This window comes from Acidianus infernus (genome assembly GCF_009729545.1).
Lineage (GTDB): Archaea > Thermoproteota > Thermoprotei_A > Sulfolobales > Sulfolobaceae > Acidianus > Acidianus infernus.
This window is the reverse complement of record NZ_WFIY01000004.1, coordinates 709,939-731,634: the sequence shown is the minus strand read 5'-3', so window position 1 is coordinate 731,634 and position 21,696 is coordinate 709,939. Positions and strand designations below refer to the sequence as shown.

At 32.0% G+C, this 21,696-nt stretch carries 23 protein-coding genes and 1 tRNA gene; 12 read left to right on the top strand and 12 right to left on the bottom strand.

What is annotated here, in order from left to right; genetic code table 11:
• The first annotated feature begins 23 nt into the window (after nucleotides 1-23).
• From D1867_RS04510 to D1867_RS04500, 3 genes are all read left to right on the top strand, one after another.
• Nucleotides 24-737: a phosphoribosyltransferase family protein gene (locus D1867_RS04510; RefSeq protein WP_155862980.1), complete on the top strand. Its 714-nt coding sequence runs from the start codon at nucleotides 24-26 to the stop codon at nucleotides 735-737.
• Nucleotides 734-1,237: a hypothetical protein gene (locus D1867_RS04505; RefSeq protein ID WP_155862979.1), complete on the top strand. Its 504-nt coding sequence runs from the start codon at nucleotides 734-736 to the stop codon at nucleotides 1,235-1,237. Before D1867_RS04510 ends, D1867_RS04505 begins: the two co-directional genes overlap by 4 nt.
• Nucleotides 1,238-1,407: 170 nt before the next feature.
• Nucleotides 1,408-2,058 (top strand): 2,5-diamino-6-(ribosylamino)-4(3H)-pyrimidinone 5'-phosphate reductase, encoded by a 651-nt coding sequence (locus D1867_RS04500; RefSeq protein ID WP_155862978.1) that lies wholly within the window; start codon nucleotides 1,408-1,410, stop codon nucleotides 2,056-2,058.
• A gap of 17 nt (nucleotides 2,059-2,075) precedes the next feature.
• On the opposite strand, the gene tes is transcribed toward D1867_RS04500, so the two are convergent.
• From tes to purB, 4 genes are all read right to left on the bottom strand, one after another.
• Nucleotides 2,076-3,824: a tetraether lipid synthase Tes gene (gene tes, locus D1867_RS04495; protein ID WP_155862977.1), complete on the bottom strand. Its 1,749-nt coding sequence runs from the start codon at nucleotides 3,822-3,824 to the stop codon at nucleotides 2,076-2,078.
• A gap of 70 nt (nucleotides 3,825-3,894) precedes the next feature.
• Nucleotides 3,895-4,839: a thiamine-phosphate kinase gene (locus tag D1867_RS04490; protein ID WP_155862976.1), complete on the bottom strand. Its 945-nt coding sequence runs from the start codon at nucleotides 4,837-4,839 to the stop codon at nucleotides 3,895-3,897.
• Nucleotides 4,840-4,852: 13 nt separating this feature from the next.
• Nucleotides 4,853-4,941, bottom strand: a tRNA-Thr gene (locus D1867_RS04485).
• Between the two features lie 2 nt (nucleotides 4,942-4,943).
• Nucleotides 4,944-6,314 carry an adenylosuccinate lyase gene (purB, locus tag D1867_RS04480; RefSeq protein WP_155862975.1) on the bottom strand — a complete coding sequence of 457 codons (1,371 nt, stop codon included), beginning with the start codon at nucleotides 6,312-6,314 and terminating at the stop codon, nucleotides 4,944-4,946.
• A gap of 53 nt (nucleotides 6,315-6,367) precedes the next feature.
• On the opposite strand from purB, the gene D1867_RS04475 reads away from it, so the two are divergent.
• The 5 genes from D1867_RS04475 to D1867_RS04455 all read left to right on the top strand — a co-directional run bounded on the left by D1867_RS04475 (nucleotide 6,368) and on the right by D1867_RS04455 (nucleotide 11,954).
• A complete protein-coding gene (locus tag D1867_RS04475; protein ID WP_155862974.1) occupies nucleotides 6,368-7,372 on the top strand; it encodes a formate--phosphoribosylaminoimidazolecarboxamide ligase in 1,005 nt (334 codons plus the stop codon).
• Nucleotides 7,369-8,415: a formate--phosphoribosylaminoimidazolecarboxamide ligase family protein gene (locus tag D1867_RS04470; protein ID WP_155862973.1), complete on the top strand. Its 1,047-nt coding sequence runs from the start codon at nucleotides 7,369-7,371 to the stop codon at nucleotides 8,413-8,415. The genes D1867_RS04475 and D1867_RS04470 overlap by 4 nt, the downstream gene beginning before the upstream one ends.
• 119 nt (nucleotides 8,416-8,534) lie before the next feature.
• Nucleotides 8,535-9,548 carry an adenylosuccinate synthetase gene (locus D1867_RS04465; RefSeq protein WP_155862972.1) on the top strand — a complete coding sequence of 338 codons (1,014 nt, stop codon included), beginning with the start codon at nucleotides 8,535-8,537 and terminating at the stop codon, nucleotides 9,546-9,548.
• A 1-nt stretch (nucleotide 9,549) separates the two neighbouring features.
• Nucleotides 9,550-10,950 carry an NAD(P)/FAD-dependent oxidoreductase gene (locus tag D1867_RS04460; RefSeq protein WP_155862971.1) on the top strand — a complete coding sequence of 467 codons (1,401 nt, stop codon included), beginning with the start codon at nucleotides 9,550-9,552 and terminating at the stop codon, nucleotides 10,948-10,950.
• A gap of 32 nt (nucleotides 10,951-10,982) precedes the next feature.
• Entirely contained in the window at nucleotides 10,983-11,954 is a 972-nt protein-coding gene (locus D1867_RS04455; RefSeq protein ID WP_155862970.1) for an AsnC family transcriptional regulator, read from the top strand.
• Here D1867_RS04455 and D1867_RS04450 read toward each other — a convergent pair.
• From D1867_RS04450 to D1867_RS04425, 6 genes are all read right to left on the bottom strand, one after another.
• Nucleotides 11,947-12,675, bottom strand: a complete 729-nt coding sequence (locus D1867_RS04450; RefSeq protein ID WP_420809289.1) for a prephenate dehydratase — start codon at nucleotides 12,673-12,675, stop codon at nucleotides 11,947-11,949. The two genes, D1867_RS04455 and D1867_RS04450, sit on opposite strands and share 8 nt — an antisense overlap.
• 94 nt (nucleotides 12,676-12,769) lie before the next feature.
• Nucleotides 12,770-13,987: a threonine ammonia-lyase gene (gene ilvA / locus D1867_RS04445; RefSeq protein ID WP_155862969.1), complete on the bottom strand. Its 1,218-nt coding sequence runs from the start codon at nucleotides 13,985-13,987 to the stop codon at nucleotides 12,770-12,772.
• 25 nt (nucleotides 13,988-14,012) lie between these two features.
• The gene (locus D1867_RS04440) at nucleotides 14,013-14,534 is read right to left on the bottom strand and encodes an HIT family protein (RefSeq protein WP_155862968.1); all 522 of its coding nucleotides are present in this window, start codon (nucleotides 14,532-14,534) and stop codon (nucleotides 14,013-14,015) included.
• 30 nt (nucleotides 14,535-14,564) lie between these two features.
• A complete protein-coding gene (gene radA, locus D1867_RS04435; RefSeq protein WP_152940056.1) occupies nucleotides 14,565-15,539 on the bottom strand; it encodes a DNA repair and recombination protein RadA in 975 nt (324 codons plus the stop codon).
• A 50-nt stretch (nucleotides 15,540-15,589) separates the two neighbouring features.
• Nucleotides 15,590-16,114 carry a hypothetical protein gene (locus D1867_RS04430; RefSeq protein WP_155862967.1) on the bottom strand — a complete coding sequence of 175 codons (525 nt, stop codon included), beginning with the start codon at nucleotides 16,112-16,114 and terminating at the stop codon, nucleotides 15,590-15,592.
• On the bottom strand, nucleotides 16,093-17,100 hold the full coding sequence (locus tag D1867_RS04425; RefSeq protein WP_155862966.1) for an RsmB/NOP family class I SAM-dependent RNA methyltransferase: 1,008 nt from the start codon (nucleotides 17,098-17,100) through the stop codon (nucleotides 16,093-16,095). The genes D1867_RS04430 and D1867_RS04425 overlap by 22 nt, the downstream gene beginning before the upstream one ends.
• Nucleotides 17,101-17,104: 4 nt before the next feature.
• On the opposite strand from D1867_RS04425, the gene cyaB reads away from it, so the two are divergent.
• From cyaB to D1867_RS04405, 4 genes are read left to right on the top strand one after another with little or no spacing between them, the layout of a single operon-like run.
• The gene (gene cyaB, locus D1867_RS04420) at nucleotides 17,105-17,665 is read left to right on the top strand and encodes a class IV adenylate cyclase (protein WP_240872158.1); all 561 of its coding nucleotides are present in this window, start codon (nucleotides 17,105-17,107) and stop codon (nucleotides 17,663-17,665) included.
• A gap of 31 nt (nucleotides 17,666-17,696) precedes the next feature.
• Nucleotides 17,697-18,455 carry an SAM hydrolase/SAM-dependent halogenase family protein gene (locus tag D1867_RS04415; RefSeq protein ID WP_240872157.1) on the top strand — a complete coding sequence of 253 codons (759 nt, stop codon included), beginning with the start codon at nucleotides 17,697-17,699 and terminating at the stop codon, nucleotides 18,453-18,455.
• Nucleotides 18,410-18,931 carry a nicotinamide-nucleotide adenylyltransferase gene (locus D1867_RS04410; protein ID WP_155862964.1) on the top strand — a complete coding sequence of 174 codons (522 nt, stop codon included), beginning with the start codon at nucleotides 18,410-18,412 and terminating at the stop codon, nucleotides 18,929-18,931. Before D1867_RS04415 ends, D1867_RS04410 begins: the two co-directional genes overlap by 46 nt.
• Nucleotides 18,928-19,845 (top strand): acyl-CoA thioesterase, encoded by a 918-nt coding sequence (locus D1867_RS04405; RefSeq protein ID WP_155862963.1) that lies wholly within the window; start codon nucleotides 18,928-18,930, stop codon nucleotides 19,843-19,845. Before D1867_RS04410 ends, D1867_RS04405 begins: the two co-directional genes overlap by 4 nt.
• Here D1867_RS04405 and D1867_RS04400 read toward each other — a convergent pair.
• Together D1867_RS04400 and D1867_RS04395 are read right to left on the bottom strand one after the other, a co-directional pair.
• On the bottom strand, nucleotides 19,821-20,342 hold the full coding sequence (locus D1867_RS04400) for an endonuclease dU (protein WP_338077956.1): 522 nt from the start codon (nucleotides 20,340-20,342) through the stop codon (nucleotides 19,821-19,823). The two genes, D1867_RS04405 and D1867_RS04400, sit on opposite strands and share 25 nt — an antisense overlap.
• A 15-nt stretch (nucleotides 20,343-20,357) precedes the next feature.
• Nucleotides 20,358-21,548 carry an ORC1-type DNA replication protein gene (locus tag D1867_RS04395; protein ID WP_013775582.1) on the bottom strand — a complete coding sequence of 397 codons (1,191 nt, stop codon included), beginning with the start codon at nucleotides 21,546-21,548 and terminating at the stop codon, nucleotides 20,358-20,360.
• Between the last annotated feature and the right edge of the window lie 148 nt (nucleotides 21,549-21,696).

The window sequence follows — 21,696 nt, the reverse complement described above, 5'->3', positions numbered from 1 at the left end:
TAATATGAGTCGGGGAAGATAAAATGATTAAAGTTAGTAAGGATAAGGAAATTAGAAATCGATTATTAGCTATAGACATACTTAGAGAATTGAAAAATTCATATACATATAGAGAATTGTCTGAAATTTTTGGAATTCAAGAAACACTTATTTGTAGATACGTAAATGGAAATACTGTCCCAAGTGATGTGCAAAGTATGGAAATAATTTCAAAAGTTAAAAATAAGGAGTTTTTACTAAAATTTTTCAGAAATAAGATCAAAGTCCTTGAAGATGGATATATAGATTCCTCACAATTATTGCTTTATCCAAATTTATTAAAATTACTTTTAGAACTGTATCTTACAAAAGTATTACAACAAGATGCAGTTGACAAGATCTTTAGTATAGCTACTAACGGAGTGCCCTTCGCTACTATCGCGTCCTTAATTTTAGATAAACCACTATTAATAGCTAAAAAGCATAAAGACTCCATTAACCTAGAATATTATGAAGAAAGCCTAAAGGAAACTGATAGTGTAGTAAATAATATATATTTAAGGAAGGACTTGATAAGGAAAAACGATAGAATATTAATTGTTGATGATGTAATTAAGTCGGGTAAAACTATAAGCTCTTCTATAAAGCTTCTTCAAAAAGCAGGCGCCAGAGTAGTAGGAATATTAGTCTTGGTAGGCAATTTAGATAATATAAAGTATCTTAAAGACGAGAATATTCAAGTGATATTTAACATATGACGTTCGCGTATTTAGGAAACGGAGTATATACAATTGATAATGAAATGTATATAATAAACACGTACGAGAATAACTTTTTTATAATAGATAGTAAAGAAAATATAGGAAATTCTGAACTGATGGATATTCTAGAAATAACAAAAGGTAAAAAACCTATGTATCTTTTCTTAACTAGTTGTTGTAAATCTGTGAGTGGAGGTGCTTGGTATATTTATCAAACATTGGGAACTAGGATAATCGCTCATTATCCGGACTCCGTTAATATAAGGCACGGTGAATGTAATAATCTAACTTATACTCCTGTAAACGTATCGGTAGAGTTAAAGGGATACATAAATTATGTTGATAATATTAAAATAATTAATTCTAAAGTACCCACAAGCGGCTCAGTTATAATCAAATGGAAGGGTTTTCTTTTTGTAGGAAATAATAAAACCCTTTCACCATATGGCAATGAAGTTAAATACATATGTGGAGTTAATGGTTGTATAAAGGCGTGATAAAAATGGTTTATGAGCAGATTTGTGATTCTTGTGGAGAATTAAGGGAAGTAAAATACTGTAGTGTAAAAAAGATTAATGTTTGTTATCGTTGCTGTGTGGAATGTAAAACTCGTAATGTATGTAATATACGCGTATGGTTTAAAGGACTGCAAGTCATAAGATGAAAAATGTATGTAATCATTTTCTCTACTATAACAATTGATGGAAAATTAGCATCAAAAGATTACTATAGTGAACTAAGCTGTAAATACGATAAAGTGCGCCAACATATTCTTAGATCTGAAGTTGATGCTATAATGATAGGAGGAAATACTGTACGTATAGATAATCCTTCTCTAACTTTAAAATATGCCCATGGAAAAAATCCCATTAGAGTGATAATATCTAATAGCCTAAATTTTGATATAAACTATAAAATATTTAATATACCACCTCAGACTATAATATATACTTCTAATAGTTCTGAGAATAAAGATATCGAAAATAAGCTAAAAGAAAAAGGAGTCATAATAAGAAAGTTAGATAACTTTAACATATGTAATGTAATGAATGACCTGGAGTCTAACTTTAATGTACATAAAGTTATGATAGAAGGTGGTGGGAAATTAATATGGAGCGTAATTAAAGAAAATTGCTTTGATGAGCTAAGAATAACTATATCTCCGAGAATATTCGGAAATGGTGTAAGTTTAGCTAATGGTGAGGGATTTCTAGGCAAAAACTCTCCAAAGTTAGATCTAGAAGATGTTAAAATTTGTGAATGCAAAGAGGAAGTTCATTTGATATATAAAAATCATAACAAAATAAAGAATTTATAAAAATAAAGAAAATACTCTTACATGAAATGCTTGTATGTATTTTTGTATATTTCTCCTTTTTCTAAGTCACTTACTACTCTCTTATACTTGACTTGATCGCCTATACTATTTTCTCCATGTAACTTTACCCATTCGTCTAGTGGTATCTGGTATTCTTTTAGTATTTTATCTCTGTACAGGTCATTTAATACGTTGTATGTACAGAAAGGAATTACACGACCATCTGGCGTTACATAGTGTATATCACATCTCATTACTCTTTGTATATCATAGTTGTATAAATCCATAAAGTGCATTGTACCTAGGAATAATGTCCTATAGTGCCATTCTCCTAATGCTTCGTAATTATGATTTACGATAATGTTATATAACATCTTATATACGTCGAAGTCTTTAGGTCCTTTCTCTTTGTCAATGAACTTTCTAATATTGTACAATATTTTCAATCCTACCCAATACTTATTACCTCCTTCTTTTAGCTCTTCAGCTTTTTCCTTAAAGTATTCTAGAAGTCCTTCTAGATCAATAAACTTAGATAATGGTATGAAATGCGGCTTACCTTCTCTCCATTCTACAAATACGTAAGTGCCAGCACCACAGCTAGGGTGATTAGCCATTTCAAATTGCTCTTTTCCTGTTAATGCTTCTATCAATCTAGAAAATACTACTGAGGTTCCTATAGGATACCAACTATCTCTTGTAATTTCTCCATCAGTTTGATCTTCTATATCCTTAATGATTTCTGGTATAGTTATCCTAAATCTAGACCTCATATTTCTTTTCATCATTCCAGTTAAGCTTACTGGCTGGAAGTTTATCGCTCTTACTACATCTATGTTTTCTGCTGCAAACCTTACAATATTACCTAGATCGTTATCATTAGTAGTTTTTATTACTGTAGGAACTAAAACTACACTAGTCATTCCTGCTCTTCTGAATACTTCTAATGTGTATGGAATTTCCCAGTGATTTTTAGGATTAGTTCTTCTATTAGTTCCATCAAAACTCATATATACGGTGTTAACTCCGGCTTCCCTTAATTGCATTGCGTACTTAATAGCCTTGTCTGGATCTTCCATGTAAAGTCTTGCAAAAGTTCCTCCCCAAGTGTTTAGCTGAATATGCTTAACTCCAGATTCCCTTAATAATTTTACAATTTGTACTAAATCTTCCCTTAATGTTGGTTCTCCACCAGTTATTTGAATGACTAGAGTGATCTCTTGTCTCTTAAGTTGATCTACCATGAATTTTATTTGTTCTAACGTTGGCTCAAACACATATCCAGCTTTTTCCGCAAAGAAGAAACAATACCAACACGCTTGATCACATCTATTAGTTATGACTAGATTAACTAATGCTGAGTGCTGATGATGCATTGGACATAATCCGCAGTTAAATGGACAGGGAGATTTCAAATCAACATAAGGTACTTTAGGTCCTTTGCCTTCATATTCCCAATAATCAAACTTGTAATACATTCCTACGTCTCCATAGTATAAATCTTCAAATTCTCCGTGCTCTGGGCAAACTTTCCTTATATACATCTTTTCATCTTTTTCGAATATAGCTGCTGGTAATAATCTATAACAGACCGGACATAAAGAATGAGTTACTCTTATCAGCTTTTCATTTTCGGCCAGTTTTGGCAAAGGTCCGCCTATTTTTATTTCTCTATCTCCAAATTTTACTACACCATTCTCATATTTTGATGGAGCTGGAAGTAATCTAAATCCTCCTTCTTTCTTCTGAGTCTCTACTTGTGCCATCTAAACATCTAGGACACTAGTTATTCTAATTTATATATAAATATATTCTCCAAATAAACCGTTTATTTAGTTAATACCAACCCTTAAAATTATCCCAGCCAGATATAGCTAGCTTATTACCTTTATACTTTATTTCATTCTCTCCTTCTTTTCCAAGTTTTCCTAATATTTTAGAAGAAAAATTGTAATGATAAAGCCATTCAAGCATTTCTTGTGCTTTTTCCTTTTTCACTACAAATAACGATGAAAACTCTTCTCCAGAATATTTTAATATATCATTTACTCCGTATCCATATCTACGTAAATTTTCGTATACACTATGGTTAATATTAAAATCCTCTATTAATATAGAATAATTTAATCTATCAGATAGATTCTGTAATGAAATAAGTAACCCATCACTGATATCAGTAGAGGATACTATATAATTACAGAATTCTTTATAAAAATTAAGTATATTTTTATTAACTATAGGATGTTTTACTCTTAACTTAGATATTTCATGTATAGGTATATTAAAATTATTTAGATATGATATAAAAACTTCCGACGTAAAACCTATTTCATCTGAGATGATTATAATATCTCCTTCTTCTGGATTATTTTTTGCATCGCAGAGTTTCTTTCCTATTCCAGCTATATCTATCCAACCATTTTTTTCTGAATTATTTAGATCTCCTCCTACGTACTTTACTTCATAATATTCGGCAGCATTAATTATTCCATAAAATATGGCTTCTAATTGTTTATCTTCCATCTCAGAATTTACACCAATAGAAGAAAGAATTATTCTAGGTTTAGAACCGGATGTGATTATATCGCTTACTGTTGCAGTTACTGCTTTCCAGCCAATATCATAATAGTCCATAAAGGAGAAAAAATATGACAGTTGAAATCCATCTATTTTATAAGTAAAGCCATCTTCCGTATATATATCATAGAATATATTATGTCCTAAATATTTTGATAAACTTCTTCTTATGAATTCATGCTCTCCTATATCCTTTAATTTCATCTTTGTGCACCAAAGCCGCCGGCGGGATTTGAACCCGCGACCACCGGCTTTCTTGACTTAACCCTTACGAGGCCGGCGCTCTACCCGCTGAGCTACGGCGGCAATTATGAATTAGTATTCTGAATTTTTAAATTATATTCCTGTTTTAACTTTTCGTAGTACTTAATAGCCCTCTGTATTAGATATTCTGTTTGACCTAAGTAATTATTAGGATCCAGTATCCTTCTAATTTCGTCCGCTGTAAAATATTTCTTAATCACTTCATTTTCCATAGCTTCCTCCAATAATGAACGACCGTTATTCTCAGCATCTCTAGAAAGTTTCATTGATAGTTCATGAGCAATATGCCTAGGCATTCCCTTTAAGGTCAAATTGATCATTAAACTTTCAGCCATAATAAGTCCTTTAGTAATTTCAATATTCTTCTTCATATTTTCAGGGTAAACTATCAAATTATGTAATAATGAAAGCATACTATCTAACATTTCGTCAATTATTAGAAAAGCATGAGATAATACTATACGTTCTGATGAGCTATTTGTTAAATCTCTTTCATGCCATAGAGGTATATTTTCTAATTCAGTTAAGCATAACCCTCTTATTACTTTAGCTAAACCGCTTATCTTTTCTGCAGTAACTGGATTTTCTTTATGGGGCATTGTACTACTTCCTACTCTATTTCCTACACCTTCGCTTAATTCCCTTATTTCTGGTCTCATTAGTTCCCTAACTTCTAATGCAAATCTATCTAGCTGTGAAGCAAGAATTGCTAAGTCAGAAATAATTTCGGCAAAACCATCTCTTGGAGCAACTTGAGTTGAAATCTCATGAGGAGTCAAACCTAGTTTTTGCATGACTTTTTCTTCAATAATTCTCCCTTTATCTCCCCATGCTGCCATTGTACCTACTGCTCCTGCAAATTTGCCTTTTATAAGCCTTCTTTCTGTATCTTTTATTCTCTCCAAAGATCTAGAAAGCTCGTATACATAATTTGCAAATTTAAAACCTAAGGTTATTGGTAACGCGTGCTGACCATGCGTTCTTCCTATCATAATTGTATCTTTATATTTTATGGACATTTGTGAAAGGGTGTCTAGAATTTCTAATAGTTTTCTTTCAATAATATTTAACGCGTCTCTAAACATTAATGCGTAAGCTGTATCTACGATATCGTAACTAGTAGCACCAAAATGTATGAATTTACCGCTTTCTCCAGATTTCTCAGCTAACCATACAACCATTGCCATTACATCATGCCCTAATTTTTCTTCTAACTTATCTATTTCGCTTAAATCTATATTCTCAGAAACTTTTTCTACAACATTAATATCTTCTTGTGAAACGTAACCTAAGTCTTTTAAGGCATAAAGTAAAGCTATTTCGACTTGTATTCTATATCTTATTATACCCTCTCTAGAGAAGATTTTTCTCATTTCGTCACTTCCATATCTCCAATCCAAAGGACAAATGTTCATCTAAATCTACTTAAAATCAAACTTAATATCTTTATTTACTACTATTAGCCGAAATGATAATTAGTACCCTAGGTAGCCATTCTTCTTTACAAATTTTACATGGTGCAAAAAAAGAAGGGTTAGCAACAAGTGTAATTACTGATAAAAATAGGGAAAACTTCTATAAAAGATTCAATTTTATTGATGAAGTAAGAAGTTATAGTAATTTAGATGAAGCATTAGATTTAATAAACAATAATAATGAAGAAAGTGTATTCATACCGCATGGAAGTCTTATAGAGTATTTGGGAATGGAAAGAGTGAAAAAAATTAAAACTCCAATATTTGGTAATAAGAATTTATTTGAATGGGAAGCTAATCAGCATAAAAAAATGAGTTTATTAAAAATGGCTAAGATAAAAATACCAGAGTCATTTGAAAGTCCAGAAGATGTTGATAGATTAGTTATAGTAAAGTTGCCTGGAGCTAAAGGCGGAAAAGGTTATTTTATAGCAAAAAATAAGGAGGAAGTAAAAGAAAGTCTTAATAAATTACTAGAGGCTAAACTCATTAAATCTATAGATGAAGTAATAATTCAAGAATACGTAATAGGAATACCAATGTATTTTCACTTTTTTTACAGCCCTATCTTTAAAAGGGTAGAAATAACTGGAATGGATATTAGATATGAGACTAACGTGGATGGATTAAGAAGATTACCAACAAATCTTATTAACGTAGATCCAACATTTGTTGTAGCAGGCAACATTCCAGTTGTAGCTAGAGAAAGCATATTACCTAAGGCATTTGAATATGCTGAAAACTTCGTAAATACTGTAAAGGAAAATGTTCCGCCTGGCATGATAGGACCATTCTGTTTAGAATCAATTGTAACAGATAGTTTAGATATAGTAGTATTCGAATTTTCTGGGAGGATAGTTGCAGGTACAAATTTATATGTAGAAGGTAGCCCATATAGTTGGCTTTATTGGGACGAGCCAATGAGCGTAGGTAGAAGGATTGCAAGAGAGATTAAAATAGCCAAGCTTGAAAATAAACTTGGTGAAGTCACAACTTGATTAAAATCTCAGCCTTAGCTAGTCATTCGGCCTTAGACGTATTTGATGGGGCTAAGGACGAAGGTTTTAGCACAATTGCGTTGTGTAAGAAAGGGAGAGAAAGACCATATTTAGAGTTTAAAAGAATAGTAGACGAATGTATTTTACTAAATGATTTTAAGGAAATACCATCAGAAAGTATTCAACAAAAATTAATTTCTGAAAATGCAATCATAGTACCAAATAGAAGTCTTGCTGTTTATGTTGGTTACGATAATCTAGAGAATATGAAGGTAAAATTTTTTGGAAATAGAAAAATGCTTAGATGGGAAGAAAGAAAAGGCGAAAAGAACTATTATAAATTGTTAGACGAGGCAAAAATTAGGAGGCCTAGAATTTACACTCCAGATAATATAGATTCTGCGGTTATAGTAAAACTTCCAGAATCGAAAAGGCGTGTAGAAAGAGGATTCTTTTTTGCCAAGAATAAGGAAGATTTTGATAAAAAACTAGAGGAACTAGAAAAGGATGGAATAATAGATGAGGAAAGCATAAAGGAAATGGTAATAGAAGAATTCATATTAGGAGCATATTTTAATGTTAATTATTTCTATAGTCCAATTTTTAATAGAACAGAAATTATTAGTATAGATAGAAGAATACAAAGCGATTGGGATGAATTCTACAAACTACCTGCTGATATTCAACTTAGTTTAAATAGAACTCCTAGACTTATAGAGGTTGGCCATGAGCCGGCGACTATAAGAGAAAGCTTACTTGAGAAGTTGTTTGAAATAGGGTATGCCTTTGTAGAAGCTACACAAAAACTTGAGCCCCCTGGAATAATAGGTCCTTTTACTTTACAGCTTTCAGTAACTCCGGACTTAGATATAGTAGTTTTTGACGTTGCGCCAAGAATTGGCGGAGGGACTAATGCTTATATGGGAATAGGTAGTCAATATTCTAAACTATATTTTGGCAAACCAATAAGTTTAGGTAGAAGGATAGCTATAGAAATTAAAGAAGCTATAAATAGCTCATTAGAAGAGAAGGTTATTTTTTAATTATAAATTAATCGTAAATACTACATATTTAAACGCTCTAAGAATATGCATCGATAATTACAGATTGCCATTAGAGAATTTTTTATATCTTGAGAGCATATTTACCAAAACGGTGTTAAATGCTTAATATTCTTGTTGGTGGATTCTACGGAGATGAAGGTAAAGGTAAAATATCATCTTACTTATCACTTAAGGATTCGCCAGATATTGCTGTAAGAACAGGATCTATAAATGCCGGACACACTGTATGTTATAATAATAACAAATGGAAAATAAGGATAATTCCTTCAGCATTTGTAAATAAATCTACTAAACTAATGCTTGGACCGGGAGCATTAACTTCTATAACGGAATTAATTAAGGAACTTAAGGAAACAAATTCTGAAGATAGATTCTTCATGGATTATCACGTAGGTATTATAACTGAAAAAGAGATTTATGAAGAAAGAAATGATGAAAACCTAATGAAATCAGTAGGGAGTACAGGGCAGGGGGTAGGATATGCTGAAGCAAAAAGAATATTAAGAATATTAAAGCTTGCAAAAGATTATCCAGAGCTTTCAAAATATACAATAGATGTACCTAATACATTAATTGAGGAAATAGAAAAAGGAAGTGAAATCTTAGCTGAGGGAACTCAAGGTACGTATTTAAGTTTGTATCATGGCGAATATCCTTATGTAACTAGTAGGAATACTACTTCGTCTGGCATACTTAGTGAGATAGGAATAGGACCAAAATACGTAAAAGATATAATAATTGTATTTAAATCATTTGTAACTAGAGTAGGGAATGGTCCATTAGAAGGAGAGCTAAGCGAAGAAGAAGCCGAAAAATTAGGTCTAATTGAAATTGCAACTGTAACTGGAAGAAAGAGAAGAGTTGCACCATTTAATATCAAATTAGCAAAGAAAGCAATTCAATTAAATACAGCGACACAAATTGCAATAACAAAGCTAGATGCATTATTTAAGGGGGCGTATAAAGTAAGAGAATACGAAAAATTACCTAACGAAGCCAAAAAATGGATAGAAGACCTAGAGGATCAACTTAAAGTGCCAATAACTCTCATAGGTACTGGAGAAGACGCTATGGACACAATAGATCTTAGAAAAGAGAAATTGGGTGAGTAAAATGTATGATGTAGTAATAATTGGTGGCGGACCAGCAGGTTTATTTGCTGCATATGAATTAGCAAACGCTTTACAAGGAAAATCCGATTATAAAATATTACTCGTTGATAAAGGAGTTAGAGCCTCTAAAAGATCTTGTCCGCTATTAACTCCTAAAGAAAAGTGCACTTTTTGTAATCCTTGCCATATAAATTACGGTATTGGTGGTGCAGGAACTTTTAGCAGTGGTATAATAAATCTAAGGCCAGATATAGGAGGAGATTTACACGAACTTATGCGTAGCTGGGACGCTGCACAACAGTTAATAAATTACGTAGATGAGATCTTTGTAAAATTTGGAGCACCAAAAGATAGACTATTTAAACCAGATCCAGAGAAGACAAAGGAAATTCAAAAGAAAGCTGCAAAGGTTGGTGCAGAATTTGTACCAATAGTTCAAAGACATATAGGAACTGATAAAAGTCCACAAGTAATAGAAAATTTAACTAACTATATTGAGCAAAATGGAATAAAAATTTCTGAATTAACAGACGTCTATCAGATAGAAAAAACCGGAAATTCATTTAACCTAAAAACTAGTAAAGGTGAAATAGAGTCAAAGATAGTCCTAGTAGCGCCAGGTAGAGCTGGGGCAAAATGGTTTTATGAGCAAACTAAGAGATTAGGCGTCGACACTGTTCCAGGTCCATTAGATATAGGTGTAAGAGTTGAAGTAGAGTCTTTCGTTATGGACGAACTAACATCTGCAGTATGGGATCCAAAAATTATTATGTACTCTAAAAAGTATGATGATAAAGTTAGAACGTTCTGCGTTAATCCAAGAGGTTTTATAATGAAAGAAGTCTACGATGATGGAACTATAGGGGTAAATGGAGAAACGTATGTTGATAGAAAAAGTAATAATACCAATTTTGCGTTCCTCGCTACAATAAAACTTTCTGATCCATTAGAAGATACAATAGAATATGGCAAAAGCATTGCTAGACTTATGACAAGACTGGGAGGAGAAAAACCAATACTCCAACGCCTTATAGATTTTGAGAAAGGTAGAAGAAGCACTTGGGAGAGAATAAATAGATCTACTGTTAAGCCTACCCTTAGAGACGTTACTCCAGGAGATATAAGTATGGGACTTCCATATAGAATAATCTCAGACCTAATAGAAGGGTTAGAAAGATTGGATAATATAGCCTCTGGTATATACTCTTCAAATACTTTACTTTATGCACCGGAAATCAAGTATTATAGTGTAAAGACAGTAGTAGATAGCAACATGGAGACCGTAGTAGATAATTTATTTGTAGCCGGTGATGGAGCAGGATTATCAAGAGGAATAAATGTAGCAGCTGCTACAGGAATACTGGCAGCAAGAGGAATTATAAATAAACTGGGTTTAAGCTAACGTTTTTTATTTCAGACTGAAAAGAACTATATATGCAGTTAGATGAAGTTGATAAAAACCTACTTATGGAATTAGAGTATCATTTTCCTTATTCCCCTACTCCATTCTATGAGATTTCTAGAAAACTTGGTATTTCAGAAGACGAAACAATAGATAGGATAAAAAAGCTTGTTGATGAAGAGATAATAAAAAGAATTGGTATGTACATAAACTTTAGAGCTAAAGGTATGGATGGAGCATTAGTTGCAGCACAAATTCCTTTAGAAAACCTTGAAAAGTATAGAAGAATCGCTTTGGGAATTAGAGAACTAACTCATAATTTCATAAGAAATCATCCAAAATACAATGTATGGTTTGTTATAAAGGCCGAGAATAGAGAAAAACTAGATACTAGTATAAAGAACTTAATGGAAGAAGTTAATGCAAAAGATTACATAATATTATATTCTAAAAAATCGCTAAAATTAAGTGTGAAATATGATATAATTAGAGGAATTTCATGGAGTGAAAATAATGAACCAACATTACCAGAAAAAATACCAACGGCTGAAGAATTAGGTATTAGTAAAGAATTACTAAAAGCATTATCTGTTCCATTACCTATAACTAAACGTCCATTTAAGGAAATAGCAGAAAAATTCAATATGACAGAAGATCAACTAATAGACCTAATTAAAGAACTAAAAGATAAGCATGTAGTAAAAGATTATGGAGCTACTTTAAATGGCGAAAAAGTAGGAATTAAAGAAAACGCAATGCTTTTAATTGATACCGAAGATGTAGAGAAAGCTTGTGAAAATATTGCACTACATATAAATGAAGCCACACATGTAGTCTTAAGAGAGAGCAATAAGCCATGGGATTATTTATGTTATTGTATGTTACATGGCAAGGATAAACAAGTTATTTTTGATGCTGTAAAGAAAGTTATAGGCGAAACTGATGCAAGGAGCTATATGTTATTATTTAGCCTAGAAAACTTAAAACCGGGTATTGTTATGTAATATTATAACTTCCTTTAAATTTAAGTGAAGTGGTTACTTTTTTGAGTTCATCTAATAATTCCTTCTCATAAGATCCTTCATACTCCACATAAAAGTAATAATTCCAAGGTATGCTTCTGACGGGTCTAGAATATATCATTTTTAAATTCTTATTAAATGTATAAAATTTTTCTAGAACTTTATATAAACTCCCCGGTAAATCTGGAACAGTGAATAATATCATAGATCTTTCTCCTCTAAAGCTAACATTTTTGGAAATTAAGGCGAATTTAGTAATATTATTATTATAATCTTGAACTCCATAAGCTAAAATTTTCAATCCATAAAGTCTAGCAGCAAACTCTGAACATAAGGCTGCAGAATTTGGATCAGACAAAGCTAATATGGCTGCTTTAGAAGTACTTTCTACTGGTATTACATTATTAACGATGCCTAGTTTAAGTAATGAATTTTGTGCTTCCTTATATGCGTATAAATGCGTATAAATATTCTTTATATGTTTTATATTAATATCTCCCTTAGATGCTAAAACCAAATTAATCTTTAATTCAATAATTTTATTAACGAACACATCATCAAACTTAAATAAATTATCTAAGGTCTCATTAATAGGGCCTTCCAAACTATTTTCTATAGGAACTATACCTAGTTTGCCTTCAGAACTAACTTTATAAAATATTTCTGATATCGATTGTGCTTCTACATAGATGGCATTGCTAATCTTTAAAGCAGCCTCATGTGAAAAACTCCCTTTAGGGCCTAGATAATAAATTCCATTTGGATCCCACTTCTTACTTTTTCTCTAAAATAAAAATTTAATCTACAATCTTTGCATCTATGCCTTCCTTAGCTAGATCAAGAATTAATTCACTTATTGCATTTGTTGAAGATATCTCGAACATTACATATATCTTAGTATACCCTGGTTTTACATCACTACTTATTCTATCATGAACTACATCTATAATATTTCCTCTAATTTTTGCAACATAACTTAATACTTTATTTAAATATCCTGGTTTATCTGGAACTATTACCTTTACTTTCACTATACGCTTTATTTTATATAGATTTTTCTCTATAATATGAGATAATAACGAGAGATCAACATTCCCTCCACTTAATATACTAACTACTTTTTGAGAAGGATTAAGCTTTATTTTAGATGAAAGTATAGCCGCTAAAGAAGCAGCCCCGGCTCCTTCTACAAGTGTTTTTGCTCTCTCTAATAGCAAGGACATTGCACAAGCTATTTCGTCGTCATCAACTAGCACGATATCATCTACTAGTTCACTTATTATATCAAAAGTAAGTTTAGATGGAGTTTTTACTAATATTCCATCAGCTATCGAATATGAAGGCTCTATTTCAGTTAGTCTACCTAGATCTTTTGAAATTTTTAAAGAAGGAGAAGCAGAAGATTGAACACCTATTATTTTTATGTTCCTATTTTTAGCTTTCAATGCTATGGATACTCCAGAAATTAGACCTCCTCCCCCTACAGGAACTACTACTACGTCTGGAGATATTTGCGATAGAATTTCCAGTCCTAAAGTGCCTTGACCTAAAATAACATTAATATCGTCATAGGGATGGACTAAAACTAAGTTACGCTCTTTTATTATTTCTTCAGCTTTGCTCATACTTTCATGTAGATATGATCCATAAAGTATAACTTCTGCACCATAACTTTTAGTAGATAAATACTTTGAAATGGGTGCAGTTTCTGGCATTACTATTACTGATTTAATTCCTAAAACTTTAGAGGCGTAAGCAACACCTTGTGCATGGTTTCCTGCAGAAACTGCAATTACTCCTCTTTTCTTTTCTTCATCCGATAATGTGAGAAGCTTAGAGAAAGCACCCCTAACTTTAAATGAGCCTGTTTTTTGCAAATTTTCTAGCTTTAAATAAACATTCGAATTTGCCATTCTTGAAAACGTGGTAGAATAATCTAATGGAGTCTCATGAATATATGGAGATATTCTTTCTCTAATTTTTACTATTTCATCAAAATATTTTATATACGTCATCTGCAAACCCTGCCTTCATCATGTTTCAGTGATCGAGAGAGTCTTCATTATTAATAATATCCTTAATAGCATTTTTTATTTTTACATATGTAGTTTCTAAGTCCTCTGGTAATACTTTTGTATTTGATAACACTGGCATGAAATTAGCATCGCCGTTCCATCTAGGTACAATGTGCACATGTACATGAGCTTCTATACCTGCTCCTGCCGTTCTACCTATGTTTATACCTACATTAAATCCGTCGGGAGAATAAACTTTCCGAATTGCTGCTAACGTAATTTTAACTAACCTAAAAATATCTTGGGCTTCATTATCTTCCAATAACTCAATAGACGAAATGTGTCTATACGGAACAATCATGACATGAGCTGGATTATACGGAAATCTATTAAGAATGAGGTAAGCGTATTTACTTCTATATACTATCAAATTTCTTTCATCATTGTTTTGCTTAGGAAACTCGCAAAATATACAATATTCCTCTTTTTTACTCTTAGATGAGTCAGCTACATATTTAGATCTCCAAGGAGCCCATAGAAAATCCATAATATTGAAAATATTGGCCATTTTAAAAAATTATTCTTCAGCGTCCCTAATTCCTTCTTCTGTTATCGCAAATACTACCTCTCCTTCCGGTAGATGTGGAGCGTCTACTATCCTTGCTATTCTTTTATTTCCTCTACTCTTCTTTAATTGAACTCTTATTCCTGGAACGTGATAAAGCGTATGACCTCCTACTGCTACAGTAGGATCTCCGTAAAACATATCTGGCCTTGCCATTACTTGGTTAGTAATAATAACTGCTAGATCGTATATTTCTGCTAATCTAGTTAATTGATGAAGATGTTTGTTCAACTTTTGCTGCCTTGCAGCTAAGTTTTCTCTACCAGTGTATTCTGCTCTAAAGTGCGAAGTCACTGAATCTACTATAACTACTTTTACGGATGGATTTTTAGCTATAAATTCTTGTAAATCGTCTCCTATTGCTATTTGATGATCAGAATTTATGGCTCTCATGTAATATATGTTATCCATTGCCGTATCGGGATCTAATCCTGCAGCCTTTGCCATAGCTTCTATTCTTTCCCATCTAAAGGTACCTTCGGTATCAATATAAACAGCTTTACCAGATAGTCCGCCTTTCTCTGGTGGTAATTGCACATTTACAGAAATTTGATGGCATATTTGTGTCTTTCCTGAACCAAATTCTCCAAAAAACTCCGTCATTGTTCTAGTTTCTATTCCACCACCTAATAGTCCGTCTAAAGCTTGACTACTAGTAGTTATCTTTCTAACATTCATTCTTTCTTTTTTGACTTCTAAAGCTGTCTTGAACCTAATATCTAATGCGTCTCTAGCTTCCTTTATGATACGTTGTGCAGTAGTCAATGGAATTCCGGCTGCAACACTAAGGTCTTGTGGAGATGCTACTGCTATTGCTTCAAGACTTGAGTATCCAGCATCTATTAATTTATTTAATACAGCTTGACCTACTCCGCTAAGATCCTCAATGCTTTTAGGTTTTTTCTTTTCTTGAACTTGATCAGCCAAACTTATTCACCTTTCTAAACTTAGAACTTTGACAATAACTATTATATATTTTATCCACCCTTCCTTAAATACCAACCTATATCTAATTCTGGTATTATCAACGTACTATTTTTTTCTCGCGTAATTTTAGCGTATGCGATAAACTCCCCATAATTATTTAATATAATAACTCTATTAAAATTAATTTTCTCATTAATCTCTATAGTCTTTCCATAAATTAATTTATTTATAAGATTTTCATTTAATCTTATAATTTTTTTACAGTATTTTGAAAGAATATTACCTAAAGGTAGTAATGGAAAGATCTTTTTTGATTCAGTTATCCTTAGAATCGGAGTGCCAACCATATACGGATGCAAACCTATTTTTGATATAATATCAATTATATTTGAAAAATCTGACGTAGATATACTTATCTGTGAGAACTTTTCTCCTATAATTTCATATATGTGATACTTGGAGAAATACTCATAGAGTTCATCGTACGAACATTCAAATTCTATTATTATCTTTTCTAAAATCTTCATTAATTCGCGAGTTTTAAGAGTTTTTACTAGCATTTTTTGAGATGGCATACAAAAAATCCCTCTGTTCCATTCTTATGAGGATAAAATCTAATACAATTTGATACTTCCTCATTAAATGAAACTCCATTATATTCAACAATTCCATTTTCTGCGGGATATCCAGAAATTTTTATAGTTTTCATGCCTAGCTCTTCAATAGCGAAATTAACTATCATTTCATCTTCCTCTGGAGCTATGCTACATGTTGAATAAACAAGTTCTCCTCCTTTTTTAAGTAATTTATATGCTGTAGAAATTAATTGTAACTGAGTAAAGCTAAATCGTTTTAAATCATCGAGCGAAGTTTTTGTCTTTCTAGATTGATCCTCAGGTATTAATCCCTCTCCAGAACAAGGGGCGTCTAAAAGTATCTTATCAAATGAGAGAGTAGTTTTTTCCAATGTCCTAACGTCTGATCTTAATAATAAAACGTTACGGGCACCAAGTCTGCTAATATTTGATAAAAGTGATGCTATTCTTAATCTTGATTTCTCTACAGCTACTATTAAGCCTTCATTATTCATTATTTGAGATAACTGTGTAGTTTTACCCCCTGGAGCTGCTGCCATATCTAGCACAATATCTGAAGATGAAGGATTGAGAACATATGCCGGAACCATAGAAGCTAAACCTTGAATATAATAATAACCTTGTAAATATTCTATTGTAGCTCCTAAGGAAGGTTTAGGAGGTGCTTTCTTTACTATATAACCATGTTTTAACCAACTTACCTTTTCTAACTCGAAACCTTTCTGTTCCATTCTCGATTCTAGTTTATCACAATCTATCTTTAATGTATTACACCTTATACTTTTTTTCAATGGAAAATTACATGAATATAGAAAATCTTCTGCTTCATGTCTAAATATATGTAAATATCTTTCCACCATATAATCTAAAAATCCGTACTTACGTGATAATTCTATAGCTTTTAACGAAGGAGAAATTTCAAAGACTTTATCATACTTTTTTATATAGTTTTCAATAGTAGACATGCAAATGGCTGATATAATAGAAAGGGAAGTAAAATTAAAGCTTGAATCGCCTACATTAGCAGAACTTTATGCCAAATTATTGAATGACGGAATGCAATTAATAAAGAAAGAAACAGAAGAAGATATCTATTTTAATAGTGAATTTAGAGATTTCAGAAAAACAGATGAAGCGCTAAGAATAAGAAAGACTGATAGTGGAATAGAATTTACATATAAGGGACCTAAAATAGGAAAAATAAGTAAATCTAGAGAAGAAATAACAGTAAATGTAAATAACGCGGATAATCTTATTAAAATTTTAGAAAGACTTGGATTTAAACCTGTATACACAGTTGTTAAAAACAGAATCTTTCTAAAAGATGGAGAATTTATAATTTGTCTAGATAGCGTGAAAGATCTTGGAGAATTTATAGAAATAGAAATACCGAATTCAACAGAAGAAAAACTTATCGAATATGTAAATTTATTTCTTGAAAAATATAAAATAAAAGCAACACAAATTAAAAAGTCATACTTAGAATTATTGGTGAGTAAAAACGAGGAAAATAATAGCAATTCTAACTGATTTTGGAATAAGCGATAATTATAATGGAGTAATGGAAGCAGTAATTAGAAGAATAAATAGCGAAGTGGATATAACATATATAACGCCTAACTCCAAAAATTTCAACTTATATGCAGCATCGTATTTACTTTATACGTCATACAAATATTTCAGAAAAGGTTCGATATTTTTAGTAGTAGTAGATCCAGGAGTAGGTACAAGTAGAAAAGCTCTACTGGTAAAATCAAAAAATTATTTCTTTATAGGCCCAGATAACGGAGTTCTATATCCTGCAGCCTCTGAGGATGGCATAGATGAAGTGATTGAGATAAGCAATCCAAGATTATACTTATCAAAAAGCATTTCTAGGACATTCCACGGCAGAGATATATTTGCAACTGCTGCAGGTTTTGTGTCGGCAGGAGTGAATATTAATGCATTTGGTCCAAAAATAAGTAAGGATGAATTAGTAAAACTTAGCTACGATTATAATATAATAAAGGATAAAAATCTAGTTTGTGGTAAAATAATATATATAGATCATTTTGGTAATATAGCTACAAGCATTCGTAATGTCTCTTTTGTAGACGAAAATGTAAAAATTATTTTCAATAACAACAGATTAAATGCAAGAAAAGTGAATACTTTTGGCGAAAGCAAAGGTAACGAGCTATTAGTGTATAAAAATGGTTACGGCTTCATAGAAATAGGTATTAATAAAGAGAATGCATCTATAAAACTTAATGCTTCAGAAGGTGAAGATATTTGCTTAGAGGGATCTATCCAGGAAGATTCCAGCCATTCCACTTAGGTCATTTAAGTGTAGTAAAATGGGCCTTAGAGAGAGTTGATGAATTAATAATAATAGTAGGTAGTGCACAAGAAAGTCACACATTAAATAATCCGTTCACTGCAGGAGAAAGAATAGAAATGATAAGGATGGCACTAACAGAATACGGAATTCCTGCAGATAGATATTATATTATTCCAATTCCAGATATTTTAATGAATAATGTTTGGGCATATCATGTAAAAATGTATGTACCAACTTTCCAAAAAGTATTTGCAAGAAACCCATTAGTTGTTAGATTATTTAAGGAAGCAGGAGTAGAAATAGATATTCCTCCTGCATTTAATAGAGATAAATATAATTCTACATTGATAAGAAAATTAATAATAATGAATGAAGAATGGAAAGACTTGGTACCTAGTAGTGTATATAACTATATAAAAAGTATAAAAGGGGACGAAAGATTAAAAGAAATTACTGGAAGCGATAAAAAATGAGAACAGAAACCTATTATAACGTTTTCCCTTGGCACACTAATCATTTTGGTTCGTTACATGGAGGCATATATATGAGTTGGCTTATAGACACTGCAGGAATCCTAATGTCAAGCATTAGTAAAGGAAATTATTTACTTGCATCTGTAGATTATATCTTCTTATTTAGACCTGCTAGATTAGGTGATGTATTACGAGTAATAGCTAAAGCTAACGCAACGTGGAATAGCTCCGTAGAAATTGAGGTTAAAGGCTGTATTAGAAGAGGAGACAAAGAAGAATTAGGTGCTGCAGGATTAATGACTTATGTGGCTGTAGACGAAAATAATAAACCTAGAAAACTCGATATCAAGATTCCTCCAGATGAGAATGCAGAAAAAAGAAGAATTCAAAGACTTGAGAGAAAGAAGCAAATAATGAACGACGTAGATGATATACTTGACTTAAGTTTTACTAGAAGTTACATAAGAACCATTTATCCAGAGCATGGATTTGGGAATGGTATATTATATGCTGGAAAAATGTACACAATGCTTGATGAAGCTTTAGCAATTGTGGCAAAGCTATATTCTAAGGGCAATGCTTTTACTGTATCTGCTGGACCTGCAGACTTTATCTCACCAGTAAAAATAGGGGATATATTGGAAATTCAAGGCGCAGTAGAATATACTGGAAATACGTCATTAGATGTTGGAGGAAAAGTTTACGCAATAAACCATTATACTGGAGAAAAAAGACTTGTCACCTCAACTGTTTTCTCGTTTGTAGCTATAGATGAGAACGGTAAACCGAGACCTATTCCTAAATTAAATCCAGCTAGTGAAAAAGAGAAGAAGATATTCGAGGAAAGATTGAAAGAAAGAGAAGAAAGAATAAAAACAAGTAAGAGGCTTCAATCAGAAATAAGTTGCGATTGACCTATTGCCTTTCCTATTATATGGGCATACTTTATTGGTTCTGGATATTTTGAAAATGTTTGATAATACTCTATTACGTTTTTTACCATTTTAAGGTCTAAATCAGTATTGACATAAACAGTCCCACGATTAGTAGATAATGCAGTCATATTAGATAAAAACTCTTTAATCACGTTAACACGTTTATCATTATAATGTTTTCTTGCTGCATTTAATATGCTATCAATATCTGGTTTACTAGCATAATAAATAATGTAATTATTATCTGGTATAATATAATTAAATCCACCAACAATTATACTATCAAGTATCTTTATGTCCCCTTTTCTAAGATTTTTGTATGCGGCCGTAGCATCATCACCATCTACAGTTATGAACTCTACGTCAACATCTACTAATTTATATCCGTCAAATGTGACTGAAACTAAAGGACATTTACCACGTTTTCCTTTATATGCCAAAGGGAAATATCCATCGTCTATACCGCTTACTAACACAAACTAGTTTAGTACCTAGACTTTAATAAGGCTTATTAATTTCTCATCATTATCCTTTAAAGCTCTAATTATAGTAGCTTTATCTACGGCTAATTTTACTTCTTTTGTTTTGCCATATCTTCCTCTATTAATAACCGTTGCTGTTATTATTCCTACCATATCAAGCTCGTTCAAAATATCGCTGACACGCCTTTGTGTTACGCACTCTGTACCCATTTCGCTTGTTAATTTCTTATAAATCTCATATACTTCTCCAGTTGTTAATGTATTCTTATATTTTAATCCGTTAAGTATGGATATCAATACGATTTTAGAATGAAAAGGTAACGTAGAAATTATTTCATATACTCTATCTCTTTCAATCTCTATTCTAGCTTTCTCTATATGATCTTCAGTTATTTTAGTATCTCCTTGCCTTTCTGCAATTTCTCCTGCAACTCGTAATAAATCTAGAGCCCTTCTAGCATCACCATGGTCTCTAGCCGCTAGAGCAGCGCATAGTCTTATTATGTCGTCTGAAATTACTCCATCTTTAAATGCCAGGGAGGCTCTACGACGCAATATATCTTCTAATTCTTCTGCATTATACGGTGGAAAAACTAATTCTTCTTCACTTAAACTACTCCTAACTCTAGGATCTAAATTATCAACAAATTTCACATCATTAGTTATACCTATTAAAGAAACTTTAGCATTATTTAGTTCGGTATTTATCCTTGTTAATCTATAAAGAATATCGTCCCCATGCTTCTCAACCATAGCGTCTATTTCATCTAGAACTATAATAATAATAGTATGTTCATCATTAAGAATTTTAAGCATTCTCCGATAAAGCTCTGCAGTAGATAACCCAGTAAATGGCACTTTTTCTCCAAAACTTTCTATAATATCTGCTAAAATCCTGTAAGGGGTGTCTGATTGCCTAGTATTAACATAAATATATTTGAATGATTTAATTTTTTCGTATAATTTATTTAAAACAAACTTAGTTACCGCAGTCTTCCCTGTACCGGTTAAACCGTATATAAATATATTATTAGGCCTCTCTCCTCTGTATACTTGAGCTAATATACTGGCAATTTTCTTTATTTGTTCTTCTCTATGTGGTAACTCGTCAGGGATATAATCAGGCGATAAATATTGCCTATTTTTGAAAATATTGGAATTCTTTACGCTGGATAAGACCTCATCTATGATGTCACTCATTACAATATATGAATCGTAACAAAACTGCTTATAATAACTTTGCCTTAACCGGGGAGTAAAATACCCCTTTATTTCCACTGGAGATTATAAGAGAAAAACAGGCACCCCTCTATTTCCACTGGAAAATTTAGATTTCGATTAGCTAGAA